The following is a 26,231-nucleotide window of genomic DNA, read 5'->3' as shown; positions in this document are numbered from 1 at the left end:
ATCATGATGGCAGTCAGAGCGGTGTACCGGATTCCCGATCACCCGGCTCCGGAGGATCATGGGAAGGGCACGTCCGTACGAGAGCGGGGCCGTCCCGCACCGAGAGCATGGAGCACCGTGAAACGCCTGAAGTGGCCGTCCTGGATGCCGGTCGACCCGTACATCGTGGCGTTGCTCGCGACCGTGGGCCTCGCGGCCCTGCTGCCCGCCCGCGACACCGCCGCCGATGTCGCGTCCGGCGCCTCCACCGGGGCCGTCGCGCTGCTGTTCTTCCTCTACGGGGCCCGGCTCTCCACCCGCGAGGCGCTCGACGGGCTCAAGCACTGGCGGCTCCACGTCACGGTCCTCGCCTGCACGTTCGTCGTCTTCCCGCTGCTCGGACTCGCGGCGAAGGGACTCGTCCCGTACGTCCTGACGCCCGCGCTCTTCAGCGGCTTCCTCTTCCTCACCCTGGTGCCCTCGACGATCCAGTCGTCCATCGCCTTCACGTCGATGGCCCGCGGCAACGTCCCCGCGGCGATCTGCGCGGGCTCCTTCTCCTCGCTGGCCGGCATCGTGCTCACCCCGCTGCTCGCGGCCGCCCTGCTCGGTGACAGCGGCGGCGGCTTCTCGGCGGACTCGCTCCTGAAGATCGTGCTGCAGCTGCTCGTGCCGTTCCTCGCCGGGCAGCTCCTGCGCCGGTGGGTGGGCGGCTTCATCACCCGCCACAAGAAGATCCTCGGATACGTGGACCGCGGATCGATCCTGCTCGTCGTCTACACCGCGTTCAGCGAGGGCATGGTCGAGGGCATCTGGAGCCAGGTGCACCCGCTGCGGCTGCTCGCGCTGCTCGGCGTCGAGGCCGTCCTGCTGACCGTCATGCTGACGCTGACCTGGTACGGGGCGAAGCGGCTCGGCTTCGGCAGGGCCGACCGCGTCGCGATCCAGTTCGCCGGGTCGAAGAAGTCCCTGGCGGCCGGACTGCCCATGGCGAGCGTCCTGTTCGGCGCGGACGCCTCGCTGGCCGTGCTGCCGCTGATGCTCTTCCACCAGATGCAGCTGATGGTCTGCGCGGTCATCGCCAAGCGCCGCTCGCGCGATCCGCAGGAATTCGTCAGCGAGCTCCCGTCAGCCGCAGGGAGACGAACCGCGGCCGGTACAGCGACACGTTCCGGGTGACGTTCGCCTGCGCGTTGGCGGGCGTCGCGTCCAGCCAGTTGACGTCGTAGCTGAGGACGAGACGGCCGTCGCCGCCGAGCGCGGGATGGGCCTGAGGGTTGTAGGCGGCGGTCTCCTGGCGGACGGCGCTGTCCTTGGGCAGGGGCGCCTCGAAGGCCTTGGTGGGGCCGTGCCAGGGGCCGGTGGGGGAGCAGGACCAGTACGAGGTGACGGTGGTCAGGCCCTCGGTGCCCGCCGCCATGGTGAACAGCACGTACGTCCCGTCGTCCCGCACCACCGTGAACGCGCTCCCCACCCCCTTCCGCTTCCCGTCCCCGAGCACCGGCTTCGGCGTGACGTCGTGGCCCCACGCCTCGCCGTCCCAGTACTCCCACGCGGAGGGTTCGGCGAGGCTGCCGTGCGGGACACGCGCCACATGGGCGTCCGAGGAGGGGCGCGAGGTCGCCTGCGCGTCCGTGCCGCCGAAGACGTACGTCCAGCCGTCGTCCTCGACCGCCGCCGCGCCGTACAGGACCCGCTTCTCCGGATCGGCCACCGACCGCTGGTCCGAGACCTTGGTGATGCCCTCGACGCGCAGGTCGGGCAGCGAGAGCGTGGCGACCTCCGTGGCGACGGGGACGCCGTAGATCCAGGGGCCCTGGCTCGCCATGCGGTTCCACAGCAGGACGCGCACGACGCGCTCGTCCGAGCCGGACGAGCGGGGCTCCACACGGGCCGCCACCGGCCAGCGCCACTCCTGCGGCGCCGGGTCGGGGAAGAGCGGCGCGGCGAGGGTGCGCTGCAGGGTGCCCGAACGGGACATCACCACGGCCGAGTTACGGACCATGGGCGTGTTCGGGTCGCGCCAGGTGTGCGGCTGGCCCGCCTGGTTCGGGGGCGCGTGGACCTGACCGAGGAAGGTGTCGGAGAACAGCCACAGCACGCGCCCGTCCGGCAGCCGCACCGAGTGGGTGCCGTCGCCCCCGGTCCAGTCGTCGGTGCGCGTCATGTCGTCGCCGTAGCGCGCGAACTCCCCGGTGGACCTGTCGTCGGCGGCCCAGGAGGCGACGGTGCGGGGTGCGCATGCCGCATCGCCCTCCCGGTCGTCTTCCGGGAGGGCGATGAGCAGTACGGCCGCGCAGACCAGGGCGAGCAGCAGGACGAGCCAGACGCTGCGCGCCCCCGTCGCGGGACGTTGACGGGCACACACGCCGGGGACGTTAGTTGCTGTCGCGCACCCGGTCCATGGGGAGCCGCACGACGGTGTCCCGTGTCACAGGAGCACCGGCAGTGCGCAGGGCTCCCACCTCGGCGTCGTCCAACGCCCTGTCGTACACCCGCACTTCGTCGATCGCGCCGGTGAAGTGGGCCCGGCTGTCGAGCCGTTGGCCGACGTGGACGCCGAAGGGGGAGTTGCGGCTGACCGAGCCGGGCACGTCCGCGGTGGTGACCTGCGTGCCGTCGAGGAAGAGCGTCAGGCGCCCTGCGCCGCGGCGCAGCGCGATGTGGTGCCACTGGCCGTCGTTGTACGCGCCGGTCGTGCGCGCGAACGCGGACTTCGGGGGAGCGGTGCCGTCCCGTGTGGTGATCAGGCCGGTGACACGGTCGCTCGCGGGCTCGCCGCGCAGCCACACCTGCGGCTGATTGGTGCCGATGCCGCCCATCCACAGCAGCGGCTGCTCGCCGGTCGTCGCGGAGTAGCGGAACCAGAGGGAGGTCGTGAAGTCCTCGGTGCCGAGCGGTAGTCGGTGCTGATACGGCAGCCGTACGGCGTCGTCCGTACCGTCGAAGGAGATCGCCCCGCCGAAGCGGCCCGGGGTGGCGCGTGCCCCGCCGAGGACGGCGGCGGGCCGGGCGCCCGGCGCGTGGTCGCGGGTGGTCGGGTCCGGGCCCCGGCGCGGCGTCAGCCATTCCTCGGTGAAGCGGGCGAAGCGGATCTCGTCGCGCGCGTCCACCGCGCCGCCCTCGTACATGAGGCCCACGTGGGTCCGGTCGGCCCGCACCATGTCGGAGTAGCCGGACCAGTCGGTGGTCACCGTGGTGCCGCGGTCGACGCTGTCCCAGGTGCGGCCGCCGTCGTAGGACGAGCGGATCTGCATGGTGCGGCGGCGGTCCGGGTCGGCGGGGCAGGCGAGCAGCATCCGCTTGCCGAACTGCAGGGTGGAGCCCTGCACTTGGGGCGTGTAGAGGTCGGGGATCGCGCGGAAGGGGGCGGCGAAGGAGTCGCCGCCGTCCCGGCTGACCGTCTGCGTGCGGTGACCCAGGTCCGTGCCGTCCTGTTCGCGGCCGCTGACGTGGATCGCCCCGTCGGGGCGTTCGGTGATGGTCATCTCTGACGGCTTCTGACGGAAGGTGCCGCCTGCCGGTATCGGGTACGAGTCCGTCGCGCCGATCTTCCAGTGGTCGCCGCCGTCGTCGCTGACGATCAGCGCGGCGTGGTTGGCGGTGACGCGGCCGCCGTCCCACGTCTCGGTGTTGGCGGTGAAGACGAGCCGCCCCGCGTGCCGGCCGCGGGTCAGCTGGAGCCCGTGCACGGGACCGGTCGCGTACCAGGAGTTCCAGTGCTCCGGCAGGATCTGGTCACTCAGGTCGCGCGGCGCCGACCAGCTGCGGCCGTCGTCGTCGCTGTACTGCAGGTGCGGGGTGCGGTCGCACGGCACGTCGCAGTTCTTGTTGTCCGTACGCCCCGTGTTGTACGTCTCCGCCAGCAGGATCCGGCCGGTCTCGCGGTCCACGACCGGCGCCGGATTGCCGTGGGTGTCGCCCGCGCCCTCGTTGACGACCTGGAGCGGGCCCCAGGTGCGGCCACCGTCGTGCGACCGCTTGAGCACCAGGTCTATGTCGCCCGCGTCGCCGCAGTCGTTGACCCGCCCCTCCGCGAAGGCGAGCAGCGTTCCCTTGGTCGTCCGCACCACGGCCGGGATGCGGAAGCAGGCGTAGCCGGGATCCCGGTCCGCCTTGAACAGCACCTGCTGCTCGAACGGCGGCGGCTCCGCGGCCCGGGCCGCCCGCGCGGCGGGCGCGGGCAGCAGCGCGCCCACGGCCACCGCGGTCACGGCGGCGGCGACGGCACGGAGCGATCTGAGGCGTCGGTGGCGTGCGGGGAGACTCGATGACATGGTGCGGTCCGCCTTTCATGGCGACGGCGACTCATGGCGGTGACGATGCGGGGGTTCGGAATGCCCGCACAACGGTCGAACAGGCGACCGGACATCCGGACATCCCACGTCCAACGTACGCGGACAGACGCTACTTGCGGGCTCCGACACCCCACAAGAAGCGTGCGTCAGGGGACCAGCACGACCTTCCCCCGGTTGCTCCGCGTCTCGATCACCTCGTGCGCCCGCACCGCTTCCTCCAGGGCGAACTCCGCGTGCACGGCGGTCCGCAGCCGACCGTCCGCGTGCAGGTCCCACAGCTCCCTGCGCCACTTCTCGTACAGCTCCGGCCGGCCGCGCGCGATCAGGCCCAGCTGGAAGCCGATGACGGATCTGGCGCCGACGAGCAGGTCGTACGCCGCCACGGTGCCGCCGCCCGAGCTGTAGGCCACCAAGCGGCCGTGTGGTGCGAGGGACTTGCAGGCGGGTCCCAGGAGGTCGCCGCCGACCGCGTCCAGCACATAGTCGACGGGTTCGCCCCAGCCGTCCTGGTCGTACGTGATGACCTCGTCGGCGCCGAGTCCGCGCACGAAGTCCGCCTTGCCGGGGTCGGACACGGCCGCCACGACGCGCGACGCGCCCCGCAGGCCGGCCAGTTGCAGGGCGAGGTGTCCGACCCCGCTCGCGGCGGCGGTGACGAGCGCGGACTCGCCGGGGGCGGGGCGGGCCGCTTCGAGCGCGCCGTACGCGACGAGGCCGGAGCGGACCAGCGCGACCGCGTCGACCGCGCTCGCACCCTCGGGCACGGGGGTGGCCATCGAGGTGTGGAGCAGGGCGTAGTCGGCGTAGCCGTGGCCGAAGACCAGCCCGGTGACGCGGTCGCCCGGCGCGTGACCGGTGACGCCCTCGCCGAGTGCGACGACCTCCCCTGCGACCTCGCCGCCGAGGGGTATCGGGTCGCGGCTCTCGCGGACCTTGCGCACGACGGGGAGGGTCACGCCGATGGCTTCGACGCGGACGAGGAGCTCGCCGGGCCCGGGGTCGGGGACGGGGGCGTCCTCCAGGAACAGGACCTCGGGGCCGCCGCTGTGGGCATACCGGACGCGACGCATCCGCACCACCTCCAGGGTGAGGGAATCATTGGTGGCCCCAACGGTAACCACGAACTCATGGGGAAGTCCAACGATGAGCGGTTACGCTTGACCCATGGCCACGACCCCGCCCGCCCCCAGCACCATCCGCACCCTCCCCAGCTGGCTGCTCGGCCGCGCGGCCGCCCGGGGCCGCGGCCTGGTCGCCGACGCGCTGGCCCGCGAGGGGCTCAAGATGTGGCACCACGTGGTGTTGTCCGCCGTCGCCGACCACGGTCCGGTCGCCCAGGCCGAGCTGGGCCGCAGCGTCTCGCTCGACCCGAAGGACATGGTCGGAGTCCTGAACGACCTCCAGGCCGACGGGCTCGTCGAACGCGCGCCCGACCCCCGGGACCGCCGCAAGAACGCGATCACGATCACCGCGCGCGGCCGGCGCACGGTGAAGCGGTGCGCGGCAGCGGCCGCACACGCCAACGCCGAACTCCTCGCGCCGCTTTCGGCCGGCGAGCGGGAGCAGTTCCTGCGGATGCTGACCCGAATCTCGGGGGTCGAGGCGCCGGAAGAGTGAGGCCGTGGAACCGGGCGTGTCGTGCCCCGGGCAGGGGCCCGGCCGGCGCAGGGGGCACTCCCCGCCGACAGCGGCGCCGCCGCCGTGCCGGGGCGGCCCGGGTCAGCCCTGGCCGGCCGCGGTCTGAAGGGCGACGCGGTGCTCGCCCGCGTACACGTTCATGGAGGAGCCCCGCAGGAAACCGATCAGCGTGAGCCCCGTCTCGGCGGCCAGGTCGACGGCGAGCGACGACGGCGCGGAGACCGCGGCGAGCACCGGGATGCCCGCCATCACGGCCTTCTGGGCCAGCTCGAAGGAGGCGCGGCCGGAGACGAGCAGGACGGCGCGGGACAGCGGCAGGTCTCCGCTCTGCAGGGCGCGGCCGACCAGCTTGTCGACGGCGTTGTGCCGCCCCACGTCCTCGCGTATGTCGAGGAGCGTGCCCTCCTCGTCGAAGAGCGCAGCGGCGTGCAGGCCCCCGGTCGTGTCGAAGACGCGCTGCGCCGCGCGCAGCCGGTCGGGGAGGCTCGCGAGCAGGTCGGTGCCGAGCAGGACCGGAGGCGCGTCGGCGATCGGGAAGCGTGCCGTGGTGCGGACCGCGTCCAGGCTCGCCTTGCCGCACAGTCCGCACGACGAGGTGGTGTAGACGTTGCGTTCGAGCGTGATGTCGGGGAGGACGACTCCCTCGGCGGTCCGCACGTCGACCACGTTGTACGTGTTGGAGCCGTCGTCCCGCGCCCCGGCGCAGTAGACGATCGACCGCAGGTCGTCCGCCGAGCCGAGCACGCCCTCGCTCACCAGGAAGCCCGCCGCGAGCGCGAAGTCGTCGCCCGGTGTGCGCATGGTGATGGCGAGCGGCCTGCCGTTCAGCCGGATCTCCAGGGGTTCCTCGGCGACGAGGGTGTCGGGCCGCTCCGAGACGTGACCGTCCCTGACGCGGATCACCTTGCGTCGTTCCGTGACTCGTCCCATGTCGTGATCAGTCCCGGTTCTGTACGTGCTGGTGGCCGAAGCGGCCCTTGATGCGGAGGCTGCCGTGGGTCACAGGGTCGTCGTGCGGGGAGGTGACCTCGACGATCTCATTGTCCTGCACGTGCGGGGTCAGGTTGCAGCCGACTCCGTACGGCGTACGTCCTGTACGGACTCGCACACAAGGTCACACCGTTCTTCAGAGGGTGACCACATCATGAGAAGCATCCAAACCCCGCGCTCCTTTCCTGTCGCATTACGTGCACCGTTACTCGTGAGTCGCTGACCAAACTGGAGGGTCCCGCATCTTCGGCAACAAGGGGGACCCGTACATGCACGGCTCACGCATCGCCGCTGTCGGCCACTATCAGCCCGCCAGGATCCTCACCAACGAGGAGCTGGCGAGCTCGGTCGACACCAGCGACGAGTGGATCCGGTCCCGGGTGGGCATCCGCACCCGCCACATCGCGGGCCCGGAGGAGCCGGTCGACGAGCTGGCCGCGTACGCCGGCGGCAAGGCCCTGGCCGCCGCGGGCCTGACCCCCGACGCGATCGACCTGGTCCTGGTCGCCACCTCCACGGCCATCGACCGCTCGCCGAACATGGCCGCCCGGGTCGCCGCGCGCCTCGGCGTCCCCGGCCCGGCCGCCCTGGACCTCAACGTCGTGTGCGCGGGCTTCACGCACGCGCTGGCCACCGCCGACCACACCGTGCGGGCCGGGGCCGCGACCCGCGCCCTGGTCATCGGCGCGGACAAGATGTCCGAGGTCACCGACTGGACGGACCGCACCACCTGCGTGCTGACCGGCGACGGCGCGGGCGCGGCCGTCGTCGAGGCGTGCGGGCCCGGCGAGGAGCCCGGCATCGGCCCCGTCCTGTGGGGCTCGGTGCCCGAGATGGGCAACGCCGTCCGCATCGAGGGCACGCCGCCGCGCTTCGCCCAGGAGGGCCAGAGCGTCTACCGCTGGGCGACGACCCAGCTGCCGCCGCTCGCCCGCGCGGCCTGCGAGCGCGCGGGGCTGACCCCGGCCGACCTCGCCGCGGTCGTCCTGCACCAGGCCAACCTCCGGATCATCGAGCCGCTCGCCGAGCGCATTGGCGCCGTGAACGCCGTGGTCGCGCGCGACGTCGTCGACTCCGGGAACACCTCGGCGGCGAGCATCCCGATGGCACTGTCCAAGCTCGTGGAGCGCGGTGAAATCAGCTCCGGGGACCCGGTCCTGCTCTTCGGCTTCGGCGGCAACCTCTCGTACGCGGGACAGGTCGTGCGCTGCCCGTGACGTCGTAGAACCGCCCCTCGCCGGACATCATGCGGGCCCGCACCGAGCACACCCGTCAGACGTACCGCCGGTGCGATCGGGGCTGAGCACCGCCTGCGTCTGCGTCGTGTGGCCCGCGAGGCGCCCCCCGTCGTCGTACACCTCGGTCTGTACGACGACGAAGGAGCCACCGACGTGCAGGGGGCGGGCCACCGCACGGGCCGTCCCGGAGCGCACGGCCCGCAGGAAGTTCGTCTTGGACTCGACCGTCGCCGTGGCCGCGCCCGACGGCAGGTTGAGGAACGCGCACACCGCGCCCGTCGTGTCGGCGAGCGTCATCAGCGCCCCGCCGTGCAGCACGCCGCCCACCGTGCACAGCTCCGGCGACCACTCCAAGGTGCCCTCGACCCGGTCGGGTCCGGCCTCCGTCAAGGCGATGCCGAGGTGCGCGGCGAAGGGGACGAGATCAATCAGGTGGGCATGCGGTTGGTTCTGAGGCAGGGTGTCCGACATGGGGTGACCTTCCACTCGGGGCCGCGGCGGAGCACCATCGTGCGGCGCGGTTCCGGAGTCGTCGATTACCTCAGAGGTAGGCACGGACCACCGGGACAGGGAGAAGAGACATGAGTACGGACCACCGCATACGCCCCTTGATCGAGCAGGACGTGCCGGTGGCCGTGCACACCCTCGCCCGCGCCTTCGCCGACTATCCCTTCACGCGCCACGTCGTCGCCGCCGACGGCCACGAGGAGCGGATCCGCCGCTTCCAGGAGCTCTTCCTGACCCGCATCGGGATGGTGTACGGGCGGGTCTGGGTCGCGAACGCCGGGCGTGCCGTCGCCGTCTGGACCACGCCGGACCGCGACCCGACGCCGGGCTTCGCCGTGATCGGCCCGCTCATCGGGGAGCTCGCGGGCGACCGCGCGCCCTGGTTCGAGTCGGCGGAGCACGCGCTGCTGCCGCACCGCCCCCAGTACCCCGCGTGGTTCCTCGCCACGGTCGGCGTCGACCCGGACGAGCAGGGCAAGGGGCTCGGCGCCGCGGTGCTCGAACCCGGCCTCGCGGCTGCCGACCGCGCGGGCTTCCCGTGTTTCCTGGAGACCTCGACCGAGCGGAACGTGGCGTTCTACGAACGGCTCGGCTTCACCGTCACGGCCGACGTCCCGCTGCCGGACCACGGCCCCCGCACCTGGTGCATGCTCCGGAAGCCGGCCTAGGAACACGGCCGAACGCCCCTTTGTCCTGTGACTGGAGAAAGTCATGGGTAATTCGCGCTCAACTTCTTCCCAGCCCCGGCAGGCACTGCTACGTTCCCCTCGAAAGCTTGAAGGAAGCCCCACGGCGAAGGCGGCCGCACGACGGCGCGCCGGCCCGAGGGCAACGGCATGGGAAGCCCGATGAGGCGGGGAGGGGCGCGTGAGACGTATGACGGCTCGACCCGCCAACACGCACCAGGCACGCCTGCTGCGCCTGTTGCGTGACGGAGGACCCAACTCCCGCGCCCAGCTGGGCGATCAGATCGACCTCTCACGGTCCAAACTGGCCGTGGAGGTCGACCGGCTCCTGGAGACCGGACTCGTGGTCGCCGACGGGCTCGCCGCCTCCCGCGGCGGCCGTCGCTCCCACAACATCCGCCTGGCCCCGGCCCTCCGCTTCCTCGGCGTGGACATCGGCGCGACCTCGGTCGACGTCGCGGTGACCAACGCCGAGCTGGAGGTGCTCGGCCACATCAACCAGCCCATGGACGTGCGCGAGGGCCCGGTCGCGGTCTTCGAGCAGGTCCTCGCCATGGCGGCCAAGCTGAAGGCCTCCGGCCTCGCGGAAGGGTTCGACGGCGCCGGCATCGGCGTCCCCGGTCCTGTCCGCTTCCCGGAGGGCGTGCCGGTCGCCCCGCCGATCATGCCAGGGTGGGACGGCTTTCCCGTCCGGGAGGCCCTCAGCCAGGATCTCGGCTGCCCCGTCATGGTCGACAACGACGTGAACCTCATGGCGATGGGGGAGCAGCACGCGGGCGTCGCACGCTCCGTGGGCGACTTCCTCTGCGTCAAGATCGGCACGGGCATCGGCTGCGGCATCGTCGTCGGCGGTGAGGTCCACCGCGGGACGACGGGCAGCGCCGGCGACATCGGCCACATCCAGTCCGAACCGGACGGACGCCCCTGCGCCTGCGGCAACAAGGGCTGCCTGGAGGCCTACTTCAGCGGAGCGGCGCTCGCCCGCGACGCAGAGACGGCGGCCAGGGAGGGGCGTTCGGCGGAGCTCGCCACGCGGCTCGACGAGGCGGGACGGCTCAGCGCCGTCGACGTCGCGGCGGCCGCCGCCGCGGGGGACCCCGCCGCGCTCGACCTCATCCGCGAGGGCGGCAACCGCACCGGCCAGGTCATCGCGAGTCTCGTCAGCTTCTTCAACCCCGGCCTCGTGGTGATCGGCGGCGGCGTGACCGGCCTCGGCCACACGCTGCTCGCCGCGATCCGCACCCAGGTCTACCGCCAGTCGCTGCCCCTGGCGACCGGCAACCTCCCCATCGTCCTGGGGGAGCTCGGCCCCACCGCCGGAGTCATCGGCGGCGCCCGGCTCATCAGCGACCACCTGTTCTCACCGGCCTGACCGACCCCGCACCGGCCCGGCCCGACACGTACGGAACGTAGCGCCACCCCGTCCGGCACAGCGCCCTGCCCTGCCCCGCCCTGCCCTGTTTCGCTCCGTCCTGTTCAGTCCCATCCTGTTCCGCCCTGCCCTGAATCCGTCCTGCCCTGCTGCGGCCGCCGCCGAGGGGAACCGTCATGGCACCAGAACCACCCCTGCTCACCATGTCCGGCATCACCAAGTCGTTCCCCGGGGTCCGCGCCCTCGACGGCGTCGACCTCCAGGTCCAGGCCGGGGAAGTGCACTGCCTCCTCGGCCAGAACGGCGCCGGGAAGTCCACCCTCATCAAGGTCCTCGCGGGCGCCCACCAGCCCGACGGCGGCGAGATCACCTGGCGCGGCGAGCGCATCACGCTCCGCTCGCCGATCGCCGCCATGCGGCTCGGCATCGCCACCATCTACCAGGAACTCGACCTGGTGGAAGGCCTCTCCGTCGCGGAGAACGTCCACCTCGGACACGAGCCGACAGCCGCCGGATTCGTGGTGCGCGGCCGGGCGGCGAAGGCGTCAACCGCCGCCCTGCTCAAGCGACTCGGGCACGCGGAAATCGATCCGGGGCGCCTCGTCGGCGACCTCTCCGCCGCCCAGCAGCAGATCGTCTCGATGGCCCGCGCGCTCTCCCACGAGGTACGCCTCATCGTCATGGACGAGCCCTCCGCCGCCCTCGACCCCGACGAGGTCGACAACCTCTTCCGCATCGTCGGCGACCTCACGGCGGAGGGCGTCGCCGTCATCTACATCTCCCACCGCCTGGAGGAGATCCGCCGCATCGGCGACCGCGTCACCGTCCTCAAGGACGGGCGTGCCGTCGCGGGCGGACTGCCCGCGGAATCCACCCCGACCAAGGACGTCGTCGCGCTGATGACGGGCCGCAACGTCGAGTACGTCTTCCCGGACCGGCCCCCCGAACCGCCTTTGGAGCAACCGGTGTTGACCGTACGCGGACTCTCCCGGCGCGGCGAGTTCCAGCCCCTCGACCTCGACCTGCGCCCCGGCGAGATCGTGGGCCTCGCCGGTCTCGTCGGCTCCGGCCGCTCCGAGATCCTGGAGACGATCTACGGCGCACGCAAGCCCACCACCGGACAAGTGCTCGTGGACGGACAGGAGTTGCGGCCGGGCAGCGTGCGGGCCGCCGTCCGCGCGGGACTCGGACTAGCCCCCGAGGAACGCAAGGCGCAAGCCCTCCTCATGCTGGAGTCCGTCACCCGCAACGTGTCCGTCTCGACCATGTCCCGCTTCTCCCGCGGCGGCTGGCTCGACCGCGGTGCCGAACGCGAGGCCGCGCGCAGCGCGACGCGCGAGCTGTCGCTGCGCCCCGACGACCCCACCGTCCCCGTGCGCACCCTGTCCGGCGGCAACCAGCAGAAGGCCGTCCTCGCCCGCTGGCTGCTGCGCGGCTGCCGCGTCCTGCTGCTCGACGAACCGACCCGCGGCGTCGACGTCGGAGCCCGCGCCGAGCTGTACGCGGTGATCCGCCGGCTCGCCGACGAGGGCCTCGCCGTGCTCCTCGTCTCCAGCGAAGTGCCCGAAGTGCTCGGCCTCGCCGACCGCGTCCTGGTGCTCCGCGAGGGCCGCGTCGTCCACACCGCACCCGCCCGTGACCTCGACGAACACCGCGTACTCGACCTCGTCCTCGAAGGGAGCCCGGCGGCATGACCCAGCCAGCCCCGGCGGCCGAGGCCGCCACCCGCAAGAGCGCCCCCGCCGACGGCGGCAGCCCGTGGCGCGCCACCCTGGCCCGCGCCGACGTGCGGACGCTTTCGCTGCTCGGCGTGCTCGCCACGCTGATCGTGATCGGCGGCATCACCCAGCCCGACTCGTTCCTCGACACCGACAACGTCCAGCTGATCCTCACCCAGGCCTCCGTCATCGGCGTCGTCACCGTCGGCATGACCTTCGTGATCATCTCCGGCGGCATCGACCTCTCCGTCGGCGCGATCGTCGCGCTCGCCTCGGTTTGGGCGACGACGGTCGCCACCCAGGAGTACGGCTTCGCGGGCATCCTCTTCACGGCCGTGGTCGTCGGCATGGGGTGCGGCCTGGTGAACGGCCTGCTCATCGCGTACGGCGGGATAGTGCCGTTCATCGCCACCCTCGCCATGCTGGCCGCGGGCCGCGGCCTCGCCCTGCAGATCACCGACGGCAAGACCCAAATGGTCACCGTGGAAGGGGTGTTGGACCTCGGCCTGCGCGAGTCGTACATCCTCGGCATCCCGCCGCTGGTCCTGGTCTTCGCCGCCGTCACCGCCGTCGGCTGGCTGCTGCTGAACCGCACGACGTTCGGGCGGCGCTCGGTCGCGGTCGGCGGCAACGCGGAAGCGGCGCGGCTGGCCGGCATCGACGTCCGCAGGCAGCGGCTCTACCTGTATCTGCTCTCCGGCCTGTGCTGCGGCATCGCGGCCTTCCTGCTGATCATCCTCTCCGGCTCGGGCCAGAACACCAACGGCAACCTGTACGAACTCGACGCCATCGCGGCGGTGATCATCGGCGGCACCCTGCTCAGCGGCGGGCGCGGCACGATCACCGGCTCCGTGCTCGGTGTGCTGATCTTCACCACGATCACCAACATCTTCGCGCTCAACAACCTGGAGACCGCGACCCAGCAGATCGCCAAGGGCGCGATCATCGTCGCCGCGGTGCTCGTCCAACGACGTACGGCCACCACCACTTGAGCTGATCCCGGCCACCACTTCCTGAGCTGAGGGGTTCACCCATGCCATCCCACACGAGCCGCAGAGGGCTCCTCTTCGGAGCCGCCGCCCTGTCCACCGGAGCCCTGATCACGGGGTGCACCAGCAACGAGTCCAAGGACGAGGGGTCCGAGGACACGGCACAGCAGGTCGCCGACGACAAGCCGGGCAAGAAGGTCACCATCGGCTTCGCGGGCCCCCAGGCCGATCACGGCTGGCTCAACGCCATCAACGACAACGCCAAGAAGCGGGCCGAGAAGTACTCGGACGTCACGCTGGAGGCCACCGAGGGCTCGAACGACACCGCGGCCCAGATCGGCCAGGTCGAGACGCTGATCAACAAGAAGGTGGACGTCCTCGTCGTGCTGCCCGCCGACGGCAAGGCCCTCACCCAGGTCGGCCTGAAGGCCATGAAGGCGGGCATCCCCGTCGTCAACCTCGACCGCGTCTTCGCCTCGCCGCAGGCCTACCGCTGCTGGATCGGCGGCGACAACTACGGCATGGGCCTCAGCGCCGGCCACTACATCGGCGAGAAGCTCAAGGACAAGAAGAACGCCCGCGTCATCGAGCTGGCGGGCATCGACAACCTCGAACTCACCAAGCAGCGCACCAAAGGGTTCGACGACGCCCTCAAGAACTACCCGAACATCAAGAAGGTCGCCCGCCAGGCCGCCGACTTCACCGTCGAGTCGGGACAGGCGAAGATGTCCCAACTCCTCCAGGCCCAGAAGAACTTCGACGCCCTGTGGAACCACGACGACGACCAGGGCGTGGGCGCCCTGCGCGCCATCAAGCAGGCGGGCCGCGACGACTTCCTGATGGTGGGCGGCGCGGGCGCGCTCTCCGCGATGCAGGCCATCGAGGCGGACAACAGCGTCCTGAAGGCCACCGTCCTCTACCCGCCCACGATGGCCGCGTCCGCGATCGACCTGGCGCGCGCCCTCGGGCAGGGCAAGGGCGTCAGCGGCATGGCGGAGTTCGAGATCCCGTCCTTCGTCACCTGCTACTCGGCCGTCGTCGACAAGGAGAACGTCGGTCAGTACATGTCCACCGGCTTCAAGTGATGCGCACGCCCGCACCCCCCACCGAGCGTCGACGAGGAGGATTACCGCATGCGTGAGACGGAGACGGATCCCGAGGCCGGAAAGCGGCCACTGGGAGCAGGTGCCGGTAAGCGGCCATTGGGAGTGGGCATGGTCGGCTACGCCTTCATGGGTGCCGCCCACTCACAGGGCTGGCGCACCGTGGGGCGAGCCTTCGACCTGCCGGTGCGGCCGGTGCTCTCGGCCGTCTGCGGCCGCGACGACGGCGCCGTGCGCGCCGCCGCCGACCGGCTCGGCTGGGCCGCCGCCGAGACCGACTGGCGCGCCCTGATCGCCCGCGACGACGTCGACCTCGTCGACATCTGCACGCCGGGCGACAGCCATGCGGAGATCGCCGTCGCCGCCCTGGAGGCGGGCAAGCACGTGCTGTGCGAGAAGCCGCTCGCGAACACCGTGGAGGAGGCCGAAGCCATGGCCGAGGCCGCCGAACGAGCCCACGCGCGGGGCCAGGTGGCCATGGTCGGCTTCAACTACCGCCGGGTGCCCGCCCTCACGCTGGCCCGCCGGATGGTCGCGGAAGGGCGGCTCGGCGCGCTGCGTCACGTACGCCTGACGTACCTTCAGGACTGGCTGGTCGACGCGGACTTCCCGCTCACCTGGCGGCTGCGCAAGGACCGTGCGGGCTCCGGGGCGCTCGGCGACCTGGGGGCGCACATCGTGGACCTCGCGCAGTACCTGGTGGGGGAGCCGGTGGCCGGAGTGTCGGCGCTCACCGAGACCTTCGTACGGGAACGCCCCGTCCTGGAGGGGGCGTCCAGCGGGCTCACGGCGGCGGGCGGCAGCCGGCTCGGGACGGTCACGGTCGACGACGCGGCCGTCTTCACCGGCCGGTTCCCGTCCGGCGCCCTCGCCTCCTTCGAGGCGACGCGCTTCGCGGCCGGCCGCAAGAACGCACTGCGCCTCGAACTCAACGGCTCCGACGGGTCGTTGGCGTTCGACCTGGAGCGCCTGAACGAGCTCTCGTTCCACGACCACACCGAACCCGCCGCCTCGTCCGGCTTCCGCCGCATCCTCGTGACCGAGCCCGAACACCCGTATCTGGAGGCGTGGTGGCCGCCCGGCCACGGCCTCGGCTACGAGCACACCTTCGTGCACCAGGCCCGCGACCTGCTGCACGCCATCGCCACCGGAGCGCGGCCCGAACCCTCCTTCGCCGACGGCCTGTCCGTGCAGCGGGTGCTCGCCGCGGTGGAGGAGAGCGCGGCGAAGAACTCCGTCTACACGCTGGTCCCCGCCTGATGCCCGCTGATTCCTGCCCGATGTCCGCCCGGTTCCCGCTCCGAGGAGGCCCCCGCCATGCCCCGTAGGTTCACGCTCTTCACCGGCCAGTGGGCCGACCTGCCGCTCGAAGAGGTCTGCGGATACGCCCGCGACTTCGGCTACGACGGCCTCGAACTCGCTTGCTGGGGCGATCACTTCGAGGTCGACAAGGCGCTCGCCGACCCGTCCTACCTGGACGGACGGCACGCGCTGCTCGACAAGTACGGGCTCAAGTGCTGGGCGATCTCCAACCACCTCGTCGGCCAGGCTGTCTGCGACGCGATCATCGACGAGCGGCATCAGGCGATCCTGCCCGCCCGCATCTGGGGCGACGGCGAGCCGGAGGGGGTGCGGCAGCGGGCCGCCGCCGAGATCAAGGACACGGCGCGGGCGGCCGCCGCCTTCGGCGTCGACACCGTCGTCGGCTTCACGGGATCGTCGATCTGGCACTTGGTCGCGATGTTCCCGCCGGCCCCCGAGGCGATGATCGAGCGGGGGTACGAGGACTTCGCCGAGCGCTGGAACCCGATCCTGGACGTCTTCGACGCGCAGGGCGTGCGGTTCGCCCACGAGGTGCACCCGTCGGAGATCGCGTACGACTACTGGACCACGCACAAGGCGCTGGAGGCCGTCGGCCACCGACCCGCCTTCGGCCTGAACTTCGACCCGTCCCATTTCGTGTGGCAGGACCTCGACCCGGTCGGCTTCCTCTACGACTTCCGGGACCGCATCTACCACGTCGACTGCAAGGAGGCCCGGCGCCGCCTGGACGGCCGCAACGGCCGCCTCGGCTCGCACCTCCCGTGGGGCGACCCGCGACGCGGCTGGGACTTCGTGTCGGCGGGCCACGGGGACGTGCCCTGGGAGGACGTCTTCCGGATGCTGCGCTCCATCGCGTACGACGGGCCGATCTCCGTGGAGTGGGAGGACGCGGGCATGGACCGGCTCCAGGGCGCCCCGGAGGCACTGACGCGCTTGAAGGCGTACGACTTCGAGGCGCCGACCGCCTCCTTCGACGCGGCGTTCGGCGGCTCCGACTAGTCCGGACCCGAATCGGGTTTGTCCATTGACAGGAAAAAGTTCAACTTCCGTCCTGCACAAGGGCTTTCCGCCCGGGACAAACGTGGCTACCGTCCCTGAGGTGTACAGGACATGAGTGGTCCGGGGTGACGGCGCACCCCGGCGCACGGCGCACACACCCCGTACGACCGTCCCCCTTCGGAGGAACACCGTGCACAGGAAACGCCCGAGACTCCGCAGCACGCTCGCCCTGCTCACCGGCACCGTGCTCACCGGCGCCACCCTCACCTTCGCCGTCCCGCAGGCCGGCGCCGCCCCGGCGGACCCGCCCGCGACCGCCGCCCCCGTCGCCGAGGACTTCCAGCAGGTCACCCTCGCCAAGGGCGAGCCCGAGACGGGCGAGCCGATGACGCTCTCCGTGCTCCCCGACCGCTCGGTCCTGCACACCTCCCGCGACGGCACGCTCCGCCTCACCGACGCGGCGGGCAACACCAGGATCGCCGGGAAGATACCGGTCTACACGCACGACGAAGAGGGCCTCCAAGGCGTCGCCATCGACCCGAAGTTCAGCGAGAACCGCGCGATCTACCTCTACTACGCGCCGCCGCTGGACACCCCCGCGGGCGACGCCCCGGAGAACGGCACGGCCGAGGACTTCAAGAAGTTCGACGGCGTGAACCGCCTCTCCCGCTTCGTCCTCAAGGCCGACGGCACCTTGGACAACGCCAGCGAGAAGAAGGTCCTCGACGTCCCGGCCAGCCGCGGCACCTGCTGCCACGTCGGCGGCGACATCGACTTCGACAAGGAAGGCAACCTCTACCTGTCGACGGGCGACGACTCCAACCCCTTCGCCTCCGACGGCTTCACCCCCATCGACGAGCGGCCGAACCGCAACCCCGCCTTCGACGCCCGGCGCAGCGCCGGCAACACCAACGACCTGCGCGGCAAGATCCTGCGCATCAAGGTCGCCGCCGACGGCAGCTACACGGTCCCCGACGGCAACCTCTTCGCCAAGGGCACCGAGAAGACCCGCCCCGAGATCTACGCGATGGGCTTCCGCAACCCCTTCCGCATGAGCGTCGACAAGCCGACCGGCATCGTGTACGTCGGTGACTACGGGCCCGACGCCGGCGCGGCCGACCCCAAGCGCGGCCCCGCCGGACAGGTCGAATTCACCCGTGTCACCAAGCCGGGCAACTTCGGCTGGCCCTTCTGCACCGGCAAGAACGAGCCCTACGTCGACTACGACTTCGCCACCGGCACCTCCGGCGCCACCTTCGACTGCGCCGCCCCCAAGAACGACTCGCGGCACAACACCGGACTGACCGAGCTGCCGCCCGCGCAGGAGGCCTGGATCCCCTACGACGGCGGATCCGTGCCCGAGTTCGGCACCGGCTCCGAATCCCCGATGGGCGGACCCGTCTACCGCTACGACGCGGCGAACACCTCCCCGGTGAAGTTCCCCGAGGCGTACGACGGCGACTACTTCGCCGGCGAGTTCGGCCGGCGCTGGATCAAGCGCATCGAGCATGGCTCGGACGGCACGGTCAAGTCCATCAACCCCTTCCCCTGGACGGGCACCCAGGTGATGGACATGGAGTTCGGCCCCGACGGCGCCCTCTACGTCCTCGACTACGGCACGGCCTGGTTCGGCGGCGACGAGAACTCCGGCCTCTACCGCATCGAGAACGCCACGGACGGCCACTCCCCGGTCGCCGAGGCCAGCGCGTCGGTGACCAGCGGCCAGGCCCCGCTGCGTACGAAGTTCACCGCCAAGGCCACGGACGCCGACGGCGGGACGCTGACCTACGCGTGGGACTTCGGCGACGGCGGCAAGTCCACCCAGCAGAACCCCACGTACACGTACAAGAAGAACGGCGTCTACACGGCGACCGTGACCGTCAAGGACTCCACGGGCCGCACCGGCTCGGCCAGCGCGCACATCACCGTCGGCAACACGGCGCCCAAGGTCACCCTGGAACTGCCCGGCGACGGCCAGCTGTTCACCTTCGGCGACAAGGTGCCCTTCAAGGTGAGGGTGACCGACCCGGAGGACGGCCCGGTCGACTGCGCCAAGGTCAAGGTCACCCACATCCTCGGCCATGACAGCCACGGCCACCCGGTCACCTCGGCCAACGGCTGCGAGGGCACCATCCAGACGTCGGCGGACGGCGAGCACGACCCGAACGCCAACATCTTCGGGGTCTTCGACGCCGAATACACCGACAAGGGCGCGAACGGCCAGCCCGCGCTGACCACCCACGACCAGAACGTCGTCCAGCCCAAGCACCGCCAGGGCGAGCACTACGGCGACTCCAAGGGCGTCTCCATCGTCAACCACACCCCGGCGCACGGCGGCAAGACCGTCGGCGACATCCACAACGGCGACTGGATCTCCTTCAAGCCGTACATCCTCGGCAACGCCACCAAGCTCACCGCGCGCGTCGCGTCGGCCGGGTCCGGCGGCACCCTTGAGGTGCGCAGCGGCTCCGCCGGCGGCAGGCTGCTGGGCAGCGCGAAGGTGACACCGACCGGCTCGTGGGAGACGTACGTCGACGTGAGCACGGCCATCAGGAAGCCGCCGACGAAGACCACCACGCTCTACCTGGTCTTCAAGGGCAAGGGCGCGGGCTCGCTCTACGACCTGGACGACTTCACCTTCACCACCAGCTCCAGCTCCGGCTGAGGAAGGGGCGAGCACCATGCGCAGACGCGCACGGCTCATGACCGCGACCGCGGCCGCCGCACTGCTCATCGGGTGTGTGTCGGGCCCCGCGGCCTCCGAGCCAGGGCCGGACCGTGAGGGCGAGCGGGTCCTGGTCTTCTCCAAGACCGCGGGCTTCCGGCACGACTCGATCCCCACCGGCATCGCGACCGTCAAGGAACTCGGCGCCGAGGGCGGCTTCGCCGTCGACGCGACGGAGGACGCGGGCGCCTTCACGGCCGCCAACCTGGCCAAGTACGACGCCGTGGTCTGGCTGTCGACCACCGGGGATGTCCTGAACGCCACGCAGCAGGGAGCCTTCGAGCGGTACATCCGCGGCGGCGGCGCCTACGTCGGCGTGCACGCCGCGGCCGACACCGAATACGACTGGCCCTTCTACGGCGGGCTCGCGGGCGCCTACTTCCAGTCGCACCCCGCGATCCAGCCCGCGAAGGTCCACGTCGAGGACCACGCGCACCCGGCCACCTCCCACCTGGGCACCGGGAGCTGGGACCGCACCGACGAGTGGTACAACTACCGCGCCAACCCCCGGGACAAGACCCACGTCCTCGCCTCCCTCGACGAGACGTCGTACACGGGCGGCACGATGTCGGGCGACCACCCGATCGCCTGGTGCCAGAGCGACTACCAGGGCGGCCGCTCCTTCTACACCGGCGGCGGCCACACCAAGGAGTCCTACGCCGAACCCGCCTTCCGGCAGCACCTGTTGGGCGGCATCCGCTGGGCCGTCGGCGCGGCCCAGGCCGACTGCCGGCCCGAGAAGGGCTACACCCCGCTCTTCGACGGGACGGCGGCCTCGCTGGAAGGCTGGAAGCAGGCAGGCCCCGGATCGTTCGCACTGGACGAGGACGACGGAACGCTCACGACCGTCGGCGGCATGGGCATGCTCTGGTACGACCGGCGGGAACTCGGCTCCTACTCCCTGAAGCTCGACTGGCGCATGCGCGGCGACGACAACTCCGGGATCTTCGTCGGCTTCCCGCCCTCCGACGACCCCTGGTCGGCCGTGAACAACGGCTACGAGATCCAGATCGACGCCACGGACGTCCCCGCGAAGACCACGGGCTCCGTCTACGGATTCAAGTCCGCCGACCTGAAGAGGCGCGACAAGGCACTGAATCCGCCAGGGGGGTGGAACACCTACGAGATCCGCGTCGAAGGCGAACGCCTTCGCGTCTACCTCAACGGGATCAAGATCAACGACTTCACCAACACCGACCCGGCGCGAAGCCTGCGCCAGGGGCACATCGGCATCCAGAACCACGGCGACGCCGACGAGGTCTCCTTCCGGAACATCCGGGTGAAGGACCTGCCGGCCCGCCGCTCCGGAACACCCGCACCGACCGTCTCGGAAGCGGGCCACTAGACGGCGGCGGGCGGAGGACGCCGGACCTCCGCCCGCCGTCTTGCACCGCGCACCGTGCACCGCACGCCACACACCGGACACCGTGCACCGCGCTCTGTCCGTCCAACTCGGGTACGAGCTCTTGAGCCATGGCAGGAGGCAGCCGTGTCCACATCCGCGACCTCTACATCAGCGACCGCTACATCCACGCCCTCTACTTCCCCCCTCGGGACGTCGCCCGTCGGGCCCACCGGCGTGTGGCTGATCGGGGCACGTGGCTCGGTCGCGACCACGGCCGTCGCCGGCTGTGCGGCGGTGGCCGCCGGACTGCACGCCCCCACCGGCATGGTGACCGAAACCCCGCCCTTTCTGGACCGCGGACTGCCAACGTTGTCGTCGCTCGTCTTCGGCGGCCACGACACCACGAGCTGCCCCCTGCCCAAACGCGCCGAGGAACTCGCCGCCGGCGGCGTCCTGCCGCACGGCCTCCCCTCGGCGGTACGCGCCGAACTCGCCGCCGCCGACGCCGAAATCCGCCCCGGCGGCCCCCAGCCCGGCGACTCCCGCAGCGACGAGGAACTCATCGACGCCTTCACCGCCGACCTCCGCGACTTCGTGCACCGCCGCGGACTGGCCCGCGCGGTGGTCGTGAACGTCGCCTCCACCGAACCCCGCCCCACGGACGACGACGCGCGACTGCCCGCCAGCTCCCTCTACGCGGCAGCCGCCCTCCGCGCCGGCTGCCCCTACGTCAACTTCACCCCCTCCACCGGCCTGCACCACCCCCGCCTCGCCGAGGCGGCACGCGCCTCCGGCCTCCCGTACGCCGGCCGGGACGGCAAGACCGGCCAGACCCTCCTCCGCTCCGTGCTCGGCCCGATGTTCGCGCAGCGGGCACTCGCCGTGCGCGCCTGGTCGGGCACGAACCTCCTGGGCGGCGGGGACGGCGCCGCCCTGGCCGACCCGGCGGCCGCCGCCGCGAAGAACGCGGGCAAGGAACGCGTCCTCGCCGACACGCTGGGCACCACCCCCGAAGGCGAGGTCCACATAGACGACGTGCCCACCCTCGGCGACTGGAAGACGGCCTGGGACCACATCGCCTTCGACGGCTTCCTCGGCACCCGCATGGTCCTCCAGACCACCTGGCAGGGCTGCGACTCGGCCCTCGCCGCCCCCCTGATCCTGGACCTCGCCCGCCTCACATCCCGCGCCCACGAACGAGGCCTCTCCGGCCCTCTCCCCGCCCTCGCCTTCTACTTCAAGGACCCGGACCCCGGCGCCCCCGCCGCCCTGGGCGACCAGTTCACCTCCCTCTTGGGCTTCGCGGAGCGGTTGGGGGAGGGGGACCGATGAGCGGGTGGTGGGGGAGTGGGGGCGTCGTCTCGTGGGGTGGGGAGCTTGGGCTTAGGAGGGGGCGCCCTGGGCGGAGGGGCGCGGGCCCCGGGCCGGGTGGTCGCGGCATGCTGCGTGCCGCGCACCGGCGCCCGGCGATGGGGTGCCCCCGCGTCGCTTTCGGGGGTGCGCGCCTTGAGTTGGAGGGTGTGCGCCTTGAGTTGGAGGGTGCGCGCCCTGCCTTCGAGGGTGCGGGCGCCGTGCCGGCGAGTGAGGCCGTATGAACGCCGCACACGGCGCCGCCCGCGCCTGGGTCGAACTCCTCCGGCTGCCCGCCTTGTTCACCGTCCCCGGCGACACCCTCGCCGGGGCGGCGACAACCAACGTGCGTCCCAATCACCGCACCCTCCTTGCTATCGGTTCCTCTCTCTGTCTGTACGAGGCCGGCATGGCCCTCAACGACTGGGCGGACCGCGCCGAGGACGCCGTCGAGCGCCCCGAACGCCCCCTGCCGTCCGGCCGCATCACCCCGCCCGCGGCCCTCGCCGCCGCGACCGCCCTCACCGTCACGGGCTTGGCCCTCGCCTCCCGCGCGGGCCGTCCCTCCCTCACGATGGCGAGCGCCCTGGCCGGCACGGTGTGGGCCTACGACCTCGGCCTGAAGCACACGCCCGCAGGACCGGTAGCCATGGCCGCCGCGCGCGGCCTCGACCTGCTCCTCGGCGCGACCGCCACCGCGGGCCCCGGCCACGGCCCGAGCGCCAAGGCCGCCGCCCCTTCCGCCGGAGTCCTCGCCGCCCACACCCTCGCCGTCACCGTGGTCTCCCGCCGCGAGGCCCAGGGCGGCTCCTCGACCGCCCCCTTGGCCGCCTTGGCGGCGACGGCCGTACTGGCAGGGCTGGTGGGAGGTGGCCTCGGCGGTGGGGGCGAGCCTGGCGGCGGGGGTGGGCTCGGCGGCGAGGGTGGGCCCGGCAGCGGGGGGCGGCCCGGCGGTGAAGGTGGGTCCGGCAGCGGGGGTGGTCGAGGCGGTGGCCGGAGCGGTACGCGAGGTACCTTCTGGGGCGGTCGGAGTGATGCAGGCGACCGTGAGGGCGCCGCCCGGCGCGAGCTGAGCGGTCAGAGCGCTCGGCGGCGTCTCCGCCCCGGTCAGTTCGGCCAGTTCGGCCAGGTCGGTCAGCTCGGCCAAGGAGGCTTCCCGGACGGTCAAGGCGTCGGCGCCACCCTCCGTACCGGCCGCCAGGCCCTCCGTGGCGCGCTCGCCCTCGCCTACGTCGGGACCGCTGCCAAACCCCTCTTCCACGCCGTCCTCAATCCGTCACCTCCCCTCACACAGCGGGCCGTCGGCGGCGGGATCCGCGCCATGATCCCGCTGCAGGCCGCCCTGGCCGCCCGCGCCGGCGCCGCGGGCACCGCCCTGCTGACCGCGGCCCTCGCCCCCGCCGCCCGCAAGTTCGCACGGAAGGTGAGCGTCACATGACGGGTATGGCCCCACGCCACCCCCACCCGGCCGACGGGCTCCGCTTCGGCTACGGCACCAACGGTCTCACCGACCTCCGCCTCGACGACGCCCTCGGCCTCCTCGCCGACCTCGGCTACGCGGGCGTCGGCCTGACCCTCGACCACATGCACCTCGACCCCCTCGCCCCCGATCTCGCCGCCCGCACCCGACAGGTTTCCCGCAGGCTCGACCACCTCGGCCTGACCGCCACCGTCGAAACGGGCGCCCGCTATGTCCTCGACCCGCGCCACAAGCACGGCCCCTCCCTCCTGGATCCCGATCCGGAACGACGCACCGAACGTGTCAGCCTCCTCGTCCGCGCCGTCCGGGTCGCCGCCGACCTGGGCGCCCACGCCGTGCACTGCTTCAGCGGCATCACCCCGGCGGGCACCTCGGACGACACCGCGTGGCAGCGCCTCGCCGACGCACTCGGCCCCGTGCTCGACGCCGCGTCCGGCGCCGGCGTCCCGCTCGCGGTCGAGCCCGAACCAGGTCACCTCCTCTCCTCCCTCGCCGACTTCCACCGCCTGCGCCACGAGCTCGACGACCCCGACCCCGAGCTGCTCGGACTCACCCTCGACATCGGCCACTGCCAGTGCCTCGAACCACTCCCTCCCGCGGACTGCGTGCGCGCCGCCGCCCCCTGGCTGCGACACGTCCAGATCGAAGACATGCGCCGCGGAGTCCACGAACACCTGCCCTTCGGTGACGGGGAGATCGACTTCCCGCCCGTCCTCGAAGCACTGGCAGCCGTCGGCTACCAAGGGCTGACCGTCGTCGAACTGCCCCGCCACTCCCACGCGGGCCCCGACCTCGCCACCCGCTCCATCGACTTCCTGCGCCGCGCCACATCCGCCACCCCAGCGGCGGCCACCACCGGCACTGCCGCCGATGCTCCCGCTACACCTCCTGCTCCTGCTCCTGCTCCTCACGCTCCCGCTGCCGCTCACGCCGAAGGAGGTACCCCGTGACCGAGACCCCCGGGATCGCCGCCCTCCGAACCCGCCTCGAAGCCGATCTCGGCGGAGCCGCCCGCGCCTGGCTCGACCAGGCCACCGCCGAGGCCGCCGCCCACGGAGGACGATCCGAGCAGGAGAGGCAGGGACCTCTTGCCACATGGGAGTTGCGGTTCGCCGAGGCCGGACGACGCTGCGGCGCCGACCATGCCGACGCAGCCCGAATCCTGCTGCTGCACGCCGCGAACGCGACCCCGGCCACCCTCGCCCGCGTCTACGCCCACGGCACCGCCGACGAACGCCGTGCCGTCCTCCTGGCCCTGCCCGACCTGGTGCCCGGCCCCGAAGCGCTGCCCCTGGTCGAGGACGCCCTCCGCACCAACGACACGAGGCTCGTCGCCGCCGCCGTCGGCCCCTACGCCGCCGCCCACCTCGCCCCGCACGACTGGCGCCACGCCGTCCTCAAGTGCCTGTTCACCGGAGTCCCCGTGGACGCCGTCGCCGACCTGCCCAGGCGCGCCCGAGGGGACGACGAACTCGCCCGCATGCTCGGCGACTACGCGAGTGAGCGGACGGCGGCCGGCCGTACCGTCCCCGGTGACCTGCACCGCGCCCTGCGTCTGACCGCCCCAGAGTCCCCCGAGCCGCCCTCGGCCCCCACGGGCCTCGCGGGCCCTCCGTCCGGCGAGGAGTAGGAGTCCTGATGCGTATCTTCGATCCCCACATCCACATGACGTCCCGTACCACCGACGACTATCAGGCGATGTATGCCGCAGGTATCCGCGCGGTCGTGGAGCCCGCCTTCTGGCTCGGTCAGCCCCGCACCTCGCCCGCCTCCTTCTTCGACTACTTCGACTCCCTCCTCGGCTGGGAACCCTTCCGCGCGGCGCAGTACGGCATCGCCCACCACTGCACGATCGCCCTCAACCCCAAGGAGGCGAACGACCCCCGCTGCACGCCCGTCCTCGACGAACTGCCCCGCTATCTCGTCAAGGACAACGTCGTCGCCGTCGGGGAGATCGGCTACGACTCCATGACGCCGGCCGAGGACACCGCGCTCGCCACCCAGCTGCAGCTCGCCGCCGACCACGAGCTGCCCGCTCTCGTGCACACCCCGCACCGTGACAAGCTCGCGGGTCTGCGCCGCACGATCGATGTCGTCCGCGAGTCCGCCCTGCCCATGGACCGCGTCCTGATCGACCACCTCAACGAGACCACCGTCAAGGAGGCCAAGGACAGCGGCTGCTGGCTGGGCTTCTCCGTCTATCCCGACACCAAGATGGACGAGGAACGGATGGTCGCCATCCTGCGAGACTTCGGACCCGACCGGGTGCTCATCAACTCCGCCGCCGACTGGGGCAAGAGCGACCCCCTCAAGACCCGCAAGGTCGCCGACGCCATGCTGGCGACCGGGTTCGGCGAGGACGACGTGGACCTCGTGCTGTGGCGCAACCCCGTGGCCTTCTACGGCCTCAGCGGCCGGCTCCGGCTCGACGTGCGGGAACCGGACACGACGACCCACGAGGGGAACTCCATCCTGCGCGGCGGGGCGTGAG

General features: G+C 71.9%; 22 protein-coding genes and 1 pseudogene. 17 read left to right on the top strand and 6 right to left on the bottom strand.

Annotated features, from left to right (window positions below; genetic code table 11):
• The first annotated feature begins 117 nt into the window (after positions 1 to 117).
• Positions 118 to 1,158 carry a bile acid:sodium symporter family protein gene (locus ACH4D5_RS07430; RefSeq protein WP_398299547.1) on the top strand — a complete coding sequence of 347 codons (1,041 nt, stop codon included), beginning with the start codon at positions 118 to 120 and terminating at the stop codon, positions 1,156 to 1,158.
• On the opposite strand, the gene ACH4D5_RS07425 is transcribed toward ACH4D5_RS07430, so the two are convergent.
• From ACH4D5_RS07425 to ACH4D5_RS07415, 3 genes are all read right to left on the bottom strand, one after another.
• A complete protein-coding gene (locus ACH4D5_RS07425) occupies positions 1,094 to 2,347 on the bottom strand; it encodes a DUF4185 domain-containing protein (RefSeq protein ID WP_398299545.1) in 1,254 nt (417 codons plus the stop codon). The two genes, ACH4D5_RS07430 and ACH4D5_RS07425, sit on opposite strands and share 65 nt — an antisense overlap.
• A 10-nt stretch (positions 2,348 to 2,357) precedes the next feature.
• Positions 2,358 to 4,256 (bottom strand): exo-alpha-sialidase, encoded by a 1,899-nt coding sequence (locus ACH4D5_RS07420; RefSeq protein WP_398299543.1) that lies wholly within the window; start codon positions 4,254 to 4,256, stop codon positions 2,358 to 2,360.
• Between the two features lie 167 nt (positions 4,257 to 4,423).
• Positions 4,424 to 5,347 carry a zinc-binding alcohol dehydrogenase family protein gene (locus ACH4D5_RS07415; protein WP_398299995.1) on the bottom strand — a complete coding sequence of 308 codons (924 nt, stop codon included), beginning with the start codon at positions 5,345 to 5,347 and terminating at the stop codon, positions 4,424 to 4,426.
• Positions 5,348 to 5,441: 94 nt separating this feature from the next.
• Between ACH4D5_RS07415 and ACH4D5_RS07410 the strand changes: the two genes are divergently transcribed.
• Complete coding sequence (locus ACH4D5_RS07410; RefSeq protein WP_398299541.1) at positions 5,442 to 5,894, top strand: MarR family winged helix-turn-helix transcriptional regulator; 453 nt, start codon at positions 5,442 to 5,444, stop codon at positions 5,892 to 5,894.
• A 102-nt stretch (positions 5,895 to 5,996) separates the two neighbouring features.
• Here the strand turns inward: ACH4D5_RS07410 and fdhD are convergent, their stop codons facing one another.
• Both fdhD and ACH4D5_RS07400 read right to left on the bottom strand, forming a co-directional pair.
• The gene (gene fdhD / locus ACH4D5_RS07405) at positions 5,997 to 6,845 is read right to left on the bottom strand and encodes a formate dehydrogenase accessory sulfurtransferase FdhD (RefSeq protein ID WP_398299540.1); all 849 of its coding nucleotides are present in this window, start codon (positions 6,843 to 6,845) and stop codon (positions 5,997 to 5,999) included.
• Between the two features lie 7 nt (positions 6,846 to 6,852).
• A pseudogene (locus ACH4D5_RS07400) lies at positions 6,853 to 6,993 on the bottom strand (Fe-S-binding domain-containing protein); the annotation flags it as partial.
• Positions 6,994 to 7,174: 181 nt separating this feature from the next.
• Here ACH4D5_RS07400 and ACH4D5_RS07395 point away from each other — a divergent pair.
• Positions 7,175 to 8,122, top strand: coding sequence for a beta-ketoacyl-ACP synthase III (locus tag ACH4D5_RS07395; RefSeq protein WP_398299538.1), 948 nt, complete (start codon positions 7,175 to 7,177; stop codon positions 8,120 to 8,122).
• 27 nt (positions 8,123 to 8,149) lie between these two features.
• Here ACH4D5_RS07395 and ACH4D5_RS07390 read toward each other — a convergent pair whose 3' ends face one another.
• Positions 8,150 to 8,614: a PaaI family thioesterase gene (locus ACH4D5_RS07390; protein ID WP_398299536.1), complete on the bottom strand. Its 465-nt coding sequence runs from the start codon at positions 8,612 to 8,614 to the stop codon at positions 8,150 to 8,152.
• 110 nt (positions 8,615 to 8,724) lie between these two features.
• Here ACH4D5_RS07390 and ACH4D5_RS07385 point away from each other — a divergent pair, with 110 nt between their 5' ends.
• The 14 genes from ACH4D5_RS07385 (at position 8,725) to ACH4D5_RS07320 (ending at position 26,230) form a co-directional block, all read left to right on the top strand.
• Positions 8,725 to 9,318 carry a GNAT family N-acetyltransferase gene (locus ACH4D5_RS07385; RefSeq protein ID WP_398299534.1) on the top strand — a complete coding sequence of 198 codons (594 nt, stop codon included), beginning with the start codon at positions 8,725 to 8,727 and terminating at the stop codon, positions 9,316 to 9,318.
• 208 nt (positions 9,319 to 9,526) lie between these two features.
• A complete protein-coding gene (locus ACH4D5_RS07380; RefSeq protein WP_398299532.1) occupies positions 9,527 to 10,708 on the top strand; it encodes an ROK family protein in 1,182 nt (393 codons plus the stop codon).
• A gap of 176 nt (positions 10,709 to 10,884) precedes the next feature.
• Positions 10,885 to 12,402, top strand: coding sequence for a sugar ABC transporter ATP-binding protein (locus ACH4D5_RS07375; RefSeq protein ID WP_398299530.1), 1,518 nt, complete (start codon positions 10,885 to 10,887; stop codon positions 12,400 to 12,402).
• Complete coding sequence (locus tag ACH4D5_RS07370; protein ID WP_398299528.1) at positions 12,399 to 13,418, top strand: ABC transporter permease; 1,020 nt, start codon at positions 12,399 to 12,401, stop codon at positions 13,416 to 13,418. Before ACH4D5_RS07375 ends, ACH4D5_RS07370 begins: the two co-directional genes overlap by 4 nt.
• Before the next feature lie 41 nt (positions 13,419 to 13,459).
• A complete protein-coding gene (locus tag ACH4D5_RS07365; protein ID WP_398299526.1) occupies positions 13,460 to 14,500 on the top strand; it encodes a substrate-binding domain-containing protein in 1,041 nt (346 codons plus the stop codon).
• A gap of 48 nt (positions 14,501 to 14,548) precedes the next feature.
• A complete protein-coding gene (locus ACH4D5_RS07360; RefSeq protein ID WP_398299524.1) occupies positions 14,549 to 15,778 on the top strand; it encodes a Gfo/Idh/MocA family protein in 1,230 nt (409 codons plus the stop codon).
• Positions 15,779 to 15,835: 57 nt separating this feature from the next.
• Complete coding sequence (locus ACH4D5_RS07355; RefSeq protein WP_398299522.1) at positions 15,836 to 16,840, top strand: sugar phosphate isomerase/epimerase family protein; 1,005 nt, start codon at positions 15,836 to 15,838, stop codon at positions 16,838 to 16,840.
• A 190-nt stretch (positions 16,841 to 17,030) separates the two neighbouring features.
• The gene (locus ACH4D5_RS07350; protein ID WP_398299520.1) at positions 17,031 to 19,505 is read left to right on the top strand and encodes a PQQ-dependent sugar dehydrogenase; all 2,475 of its coding nucleotides are present in this window, start codon (positions 17,031 to 17,033) and stop codon (positions 19,503 to 19,505) included.
• A 16-nt stretch (positions 19,506 to 19,521) separates the two neighbouring features.
• The gene (locus tag ACH4D5_RS07345) at positions 19,522 to 20,910 is read left to right on the top strand and encodes a ThuA domain-containing protein (protein ID WP_398299519.1); all 1,389 of its coding nucleotides are present in this window, start codon (positions 19,522 to 19,524) and stop codon (positions 20,908 to 20,910) included.
• A gap of 234 nt (positions 20,911 to 21,144) precedes the next feature.
• Positions 21,145 to 22,242 (top strand): inositol-3-phosphate synthase, encoded by a 1,098-nt coding sequence (locus ACH4D5_RS07340; RefSeq protein WP_398299993.1) that lies wholly within the window; start codon positions 21,145 to 21,147, stop codon positions 22,240 to 22,242.
• A 259-nt stretch (positions 22,243 to 22,501) separates the two neighbouring features.
• Complete coding sequence (locus ACH4D5_RS07335) at positions 22,502 to 23,698, top strand: SCO3242 family prenyltransferase (RefSeq protein WP_398299518.1); 1,197 nt, start codon at positions 22,502 to 22,504, stop codon at positions 23,696 to 23,698.
• Positions 23,695 to 24,690, top strand: coding sequence for a sugar phosphate isomerase/epimerase family protein (locus tag ACH4D5_RS07330; protein ID WP_398299517.1), 996 nt, complete (start codon positions 23,695 to 23,697; stop codon positions 24,688 to 24,690). Before ACH4D5_RS07335 ends, ACH4D5_RS07330 begins: the two co-directional genes overlap by 4 nt.
• Positions 24,687 to 25,370: an EboA domain-containing protein gene (locus ACH4D5_RS07325; RefSeq protein WP_398299516.1), complete on the top strand. Its 684-nt coding sequence runs from the start codon at positions 24,687 to 24,689 to the stop codon at positions 25,368 to 25,370. The genes ACH4D5_RS07330 and ACH4D5_RS07325 overlap by 4 nt, the downstream gene beginning before the upstream one ends.
• 8 nt (positions 25,371 to 25,378) lie before the next feature.
• Positions 25,379 to 26,230 (top strand): TatD family hydrolase, encoded by an 852-nt coding sequence (locus tag ACH4D5_RS07320; RefSeq protein WP_398299515.1) that lies wholly within the window; start codon positions 25,379 to 25,381, stop codon positions 26,228 to 26,230.
• Position 26,231 lies beyond the last annotated feature (1 nt).

The sequence above is a fragment of the Streptomyces sp. NPDC018029 genome, assembly GCF_044327655.1.
Taxonomy (GTDB): Bacteria; Actinomycetota; Actinomycetes; order Streptomycetales; family Streptomycetaceae; genus Streptomyces.
The sequence above is the reverse complement of the archived record's forward strand: the minus strand, read 5'-3'. Positions and strand labels throughout refer to the sequence as shown.

What these genes read in the sequence shown, in the direction of transcription:
- ACH4D5_RS07420 (WP_398299543.1), bottom strand. Translation starts at nt 4,256, where the DNA reads ATGTCATCGAGTCTCCCCGCACGCCACCGACGCCTCAGATCGCTCCGT.
- ACH4D5_RS07415 (WP_398299995.1), bottom strand. Translation starts at nt 5,347, where the DNA reads ATGCGTCGCGTCCGGTATGCCCACAGCGGCGGCCCCGAGGTCCTGTTC.
- ACH4D5_RS07410 (WP_398299541.1), top strand. Translation starts at nt 5,442, where the DNA reads ATGGCCACGACCCCGCCCGCCCCCAGCACCATCCGCACCCTCCCCAGC.
- fdhD (WP_398299540.1), bottom strand. Translation starts at nt 6,845, where the DNA reads ATGGGACGAGTCACGGAACGACGCAAGGTGATCCGCGTCAGGGACGGT.
- ACH4D5_RS07395 (WP_398299538.1), top strand. Translation starts at nt 7,175, where the DNA reads ATGCACGGCTCACGCATCGCCGCTGTCGGCCACTATCAGCCCGCCAGG.
- ACH4D5_RS07390 (WP_398299536.1), bottom strand. Translation starts at nt 8,614, where the DNA reads ATGTCGGACACCCTGCCTCAGAACCAACCGCATGCCCACCTGATTGAT.
- ACH4D5_RS07385 (WP_398299534.1), top strand. Translation starts at nt 8,725, where the DNA reads ATGAGTACGGACCACCGCATACGCCCCTTGATCGAGCAGGACGTGCCG.
- ACH4D5_RS07380 (WP_398299532.1), top strand. Translation starts at nt 9,527, where the DNA reads ATGACGGCTCGACCCGCCAACACGCACCAGGCACGCCTGCTGCGCCTG.
- ACH4D5_RS07375 (WP_398299530.1), top strand. Translation starts at nt 10,885, where the DNA reads ATGGCACCAGAACCACCCCTGCTCACCATGTCCGGCATCACCAAGTCG.
- ACH4D5_RS07370 (WP_398299528.1), top strand. Translation starts at nt 12,399, where the DNA reads ATGACCCAGCCAGCCCCGGCGGCCGAGGCCGCCACCCGCAAGAGCGCC.
- ACH4D5_RS07365 (WP_398299526.1), top strand. Translation starts at nt 13,460, where the DNA reads ATGCCATCCCACACGAGCCGCAGAGGGCTCCTCTTCGGAGCCGCCGCC.
- ACH4D5_RS07360 (WP_398299524.1), top strand. Translation starts at nt 14,549, where the DNA reads ATGCGTGAGACGGAGACGGATCCCGAGGCCGGAAAGCGGCCACTGGGA.
- ACH4D5_RS07355 (WP_398299522.1), top strand. Translation starts at nt 15,836, where the DNA reads ATGCCCCGTAGGTTCACGCTCTTCACCGGCCAGTGGGCCGACCTGCCG.
- ACH4D5_RS07345 (WP_398299519.1), top strand. Translation starts at nt 19,522, where the DNA reads ATGCGCAGACGCGCACGGCTCATGACCGCGACCGCGGCCGCCGCACTG.
- ACH4D5_RS07335 (WP_398299518.1), top strand. Translation starts at nt 22,502, where the DNA reads ATGAACGCCGCACACGGCGCCGCCCGCGCCTGGGTCGAACTCCTCCGG.
- ACH4D5_RS07330 (WP_398299517.1), top strand. Translation starts at nt 23,695, where the DNA reads ATGACGGGTATGGCCCCACGCCACCCCCACCCGGCCGACGGGCTCCGC.
- ACH4D5_RS07320 (WP_398299515.1), top strand. Translation starts at nt 25,379, where the DNA reads ATGCGTATCTTCGATCCCCACATCCACATGACGTCCCGTACCACCGAC.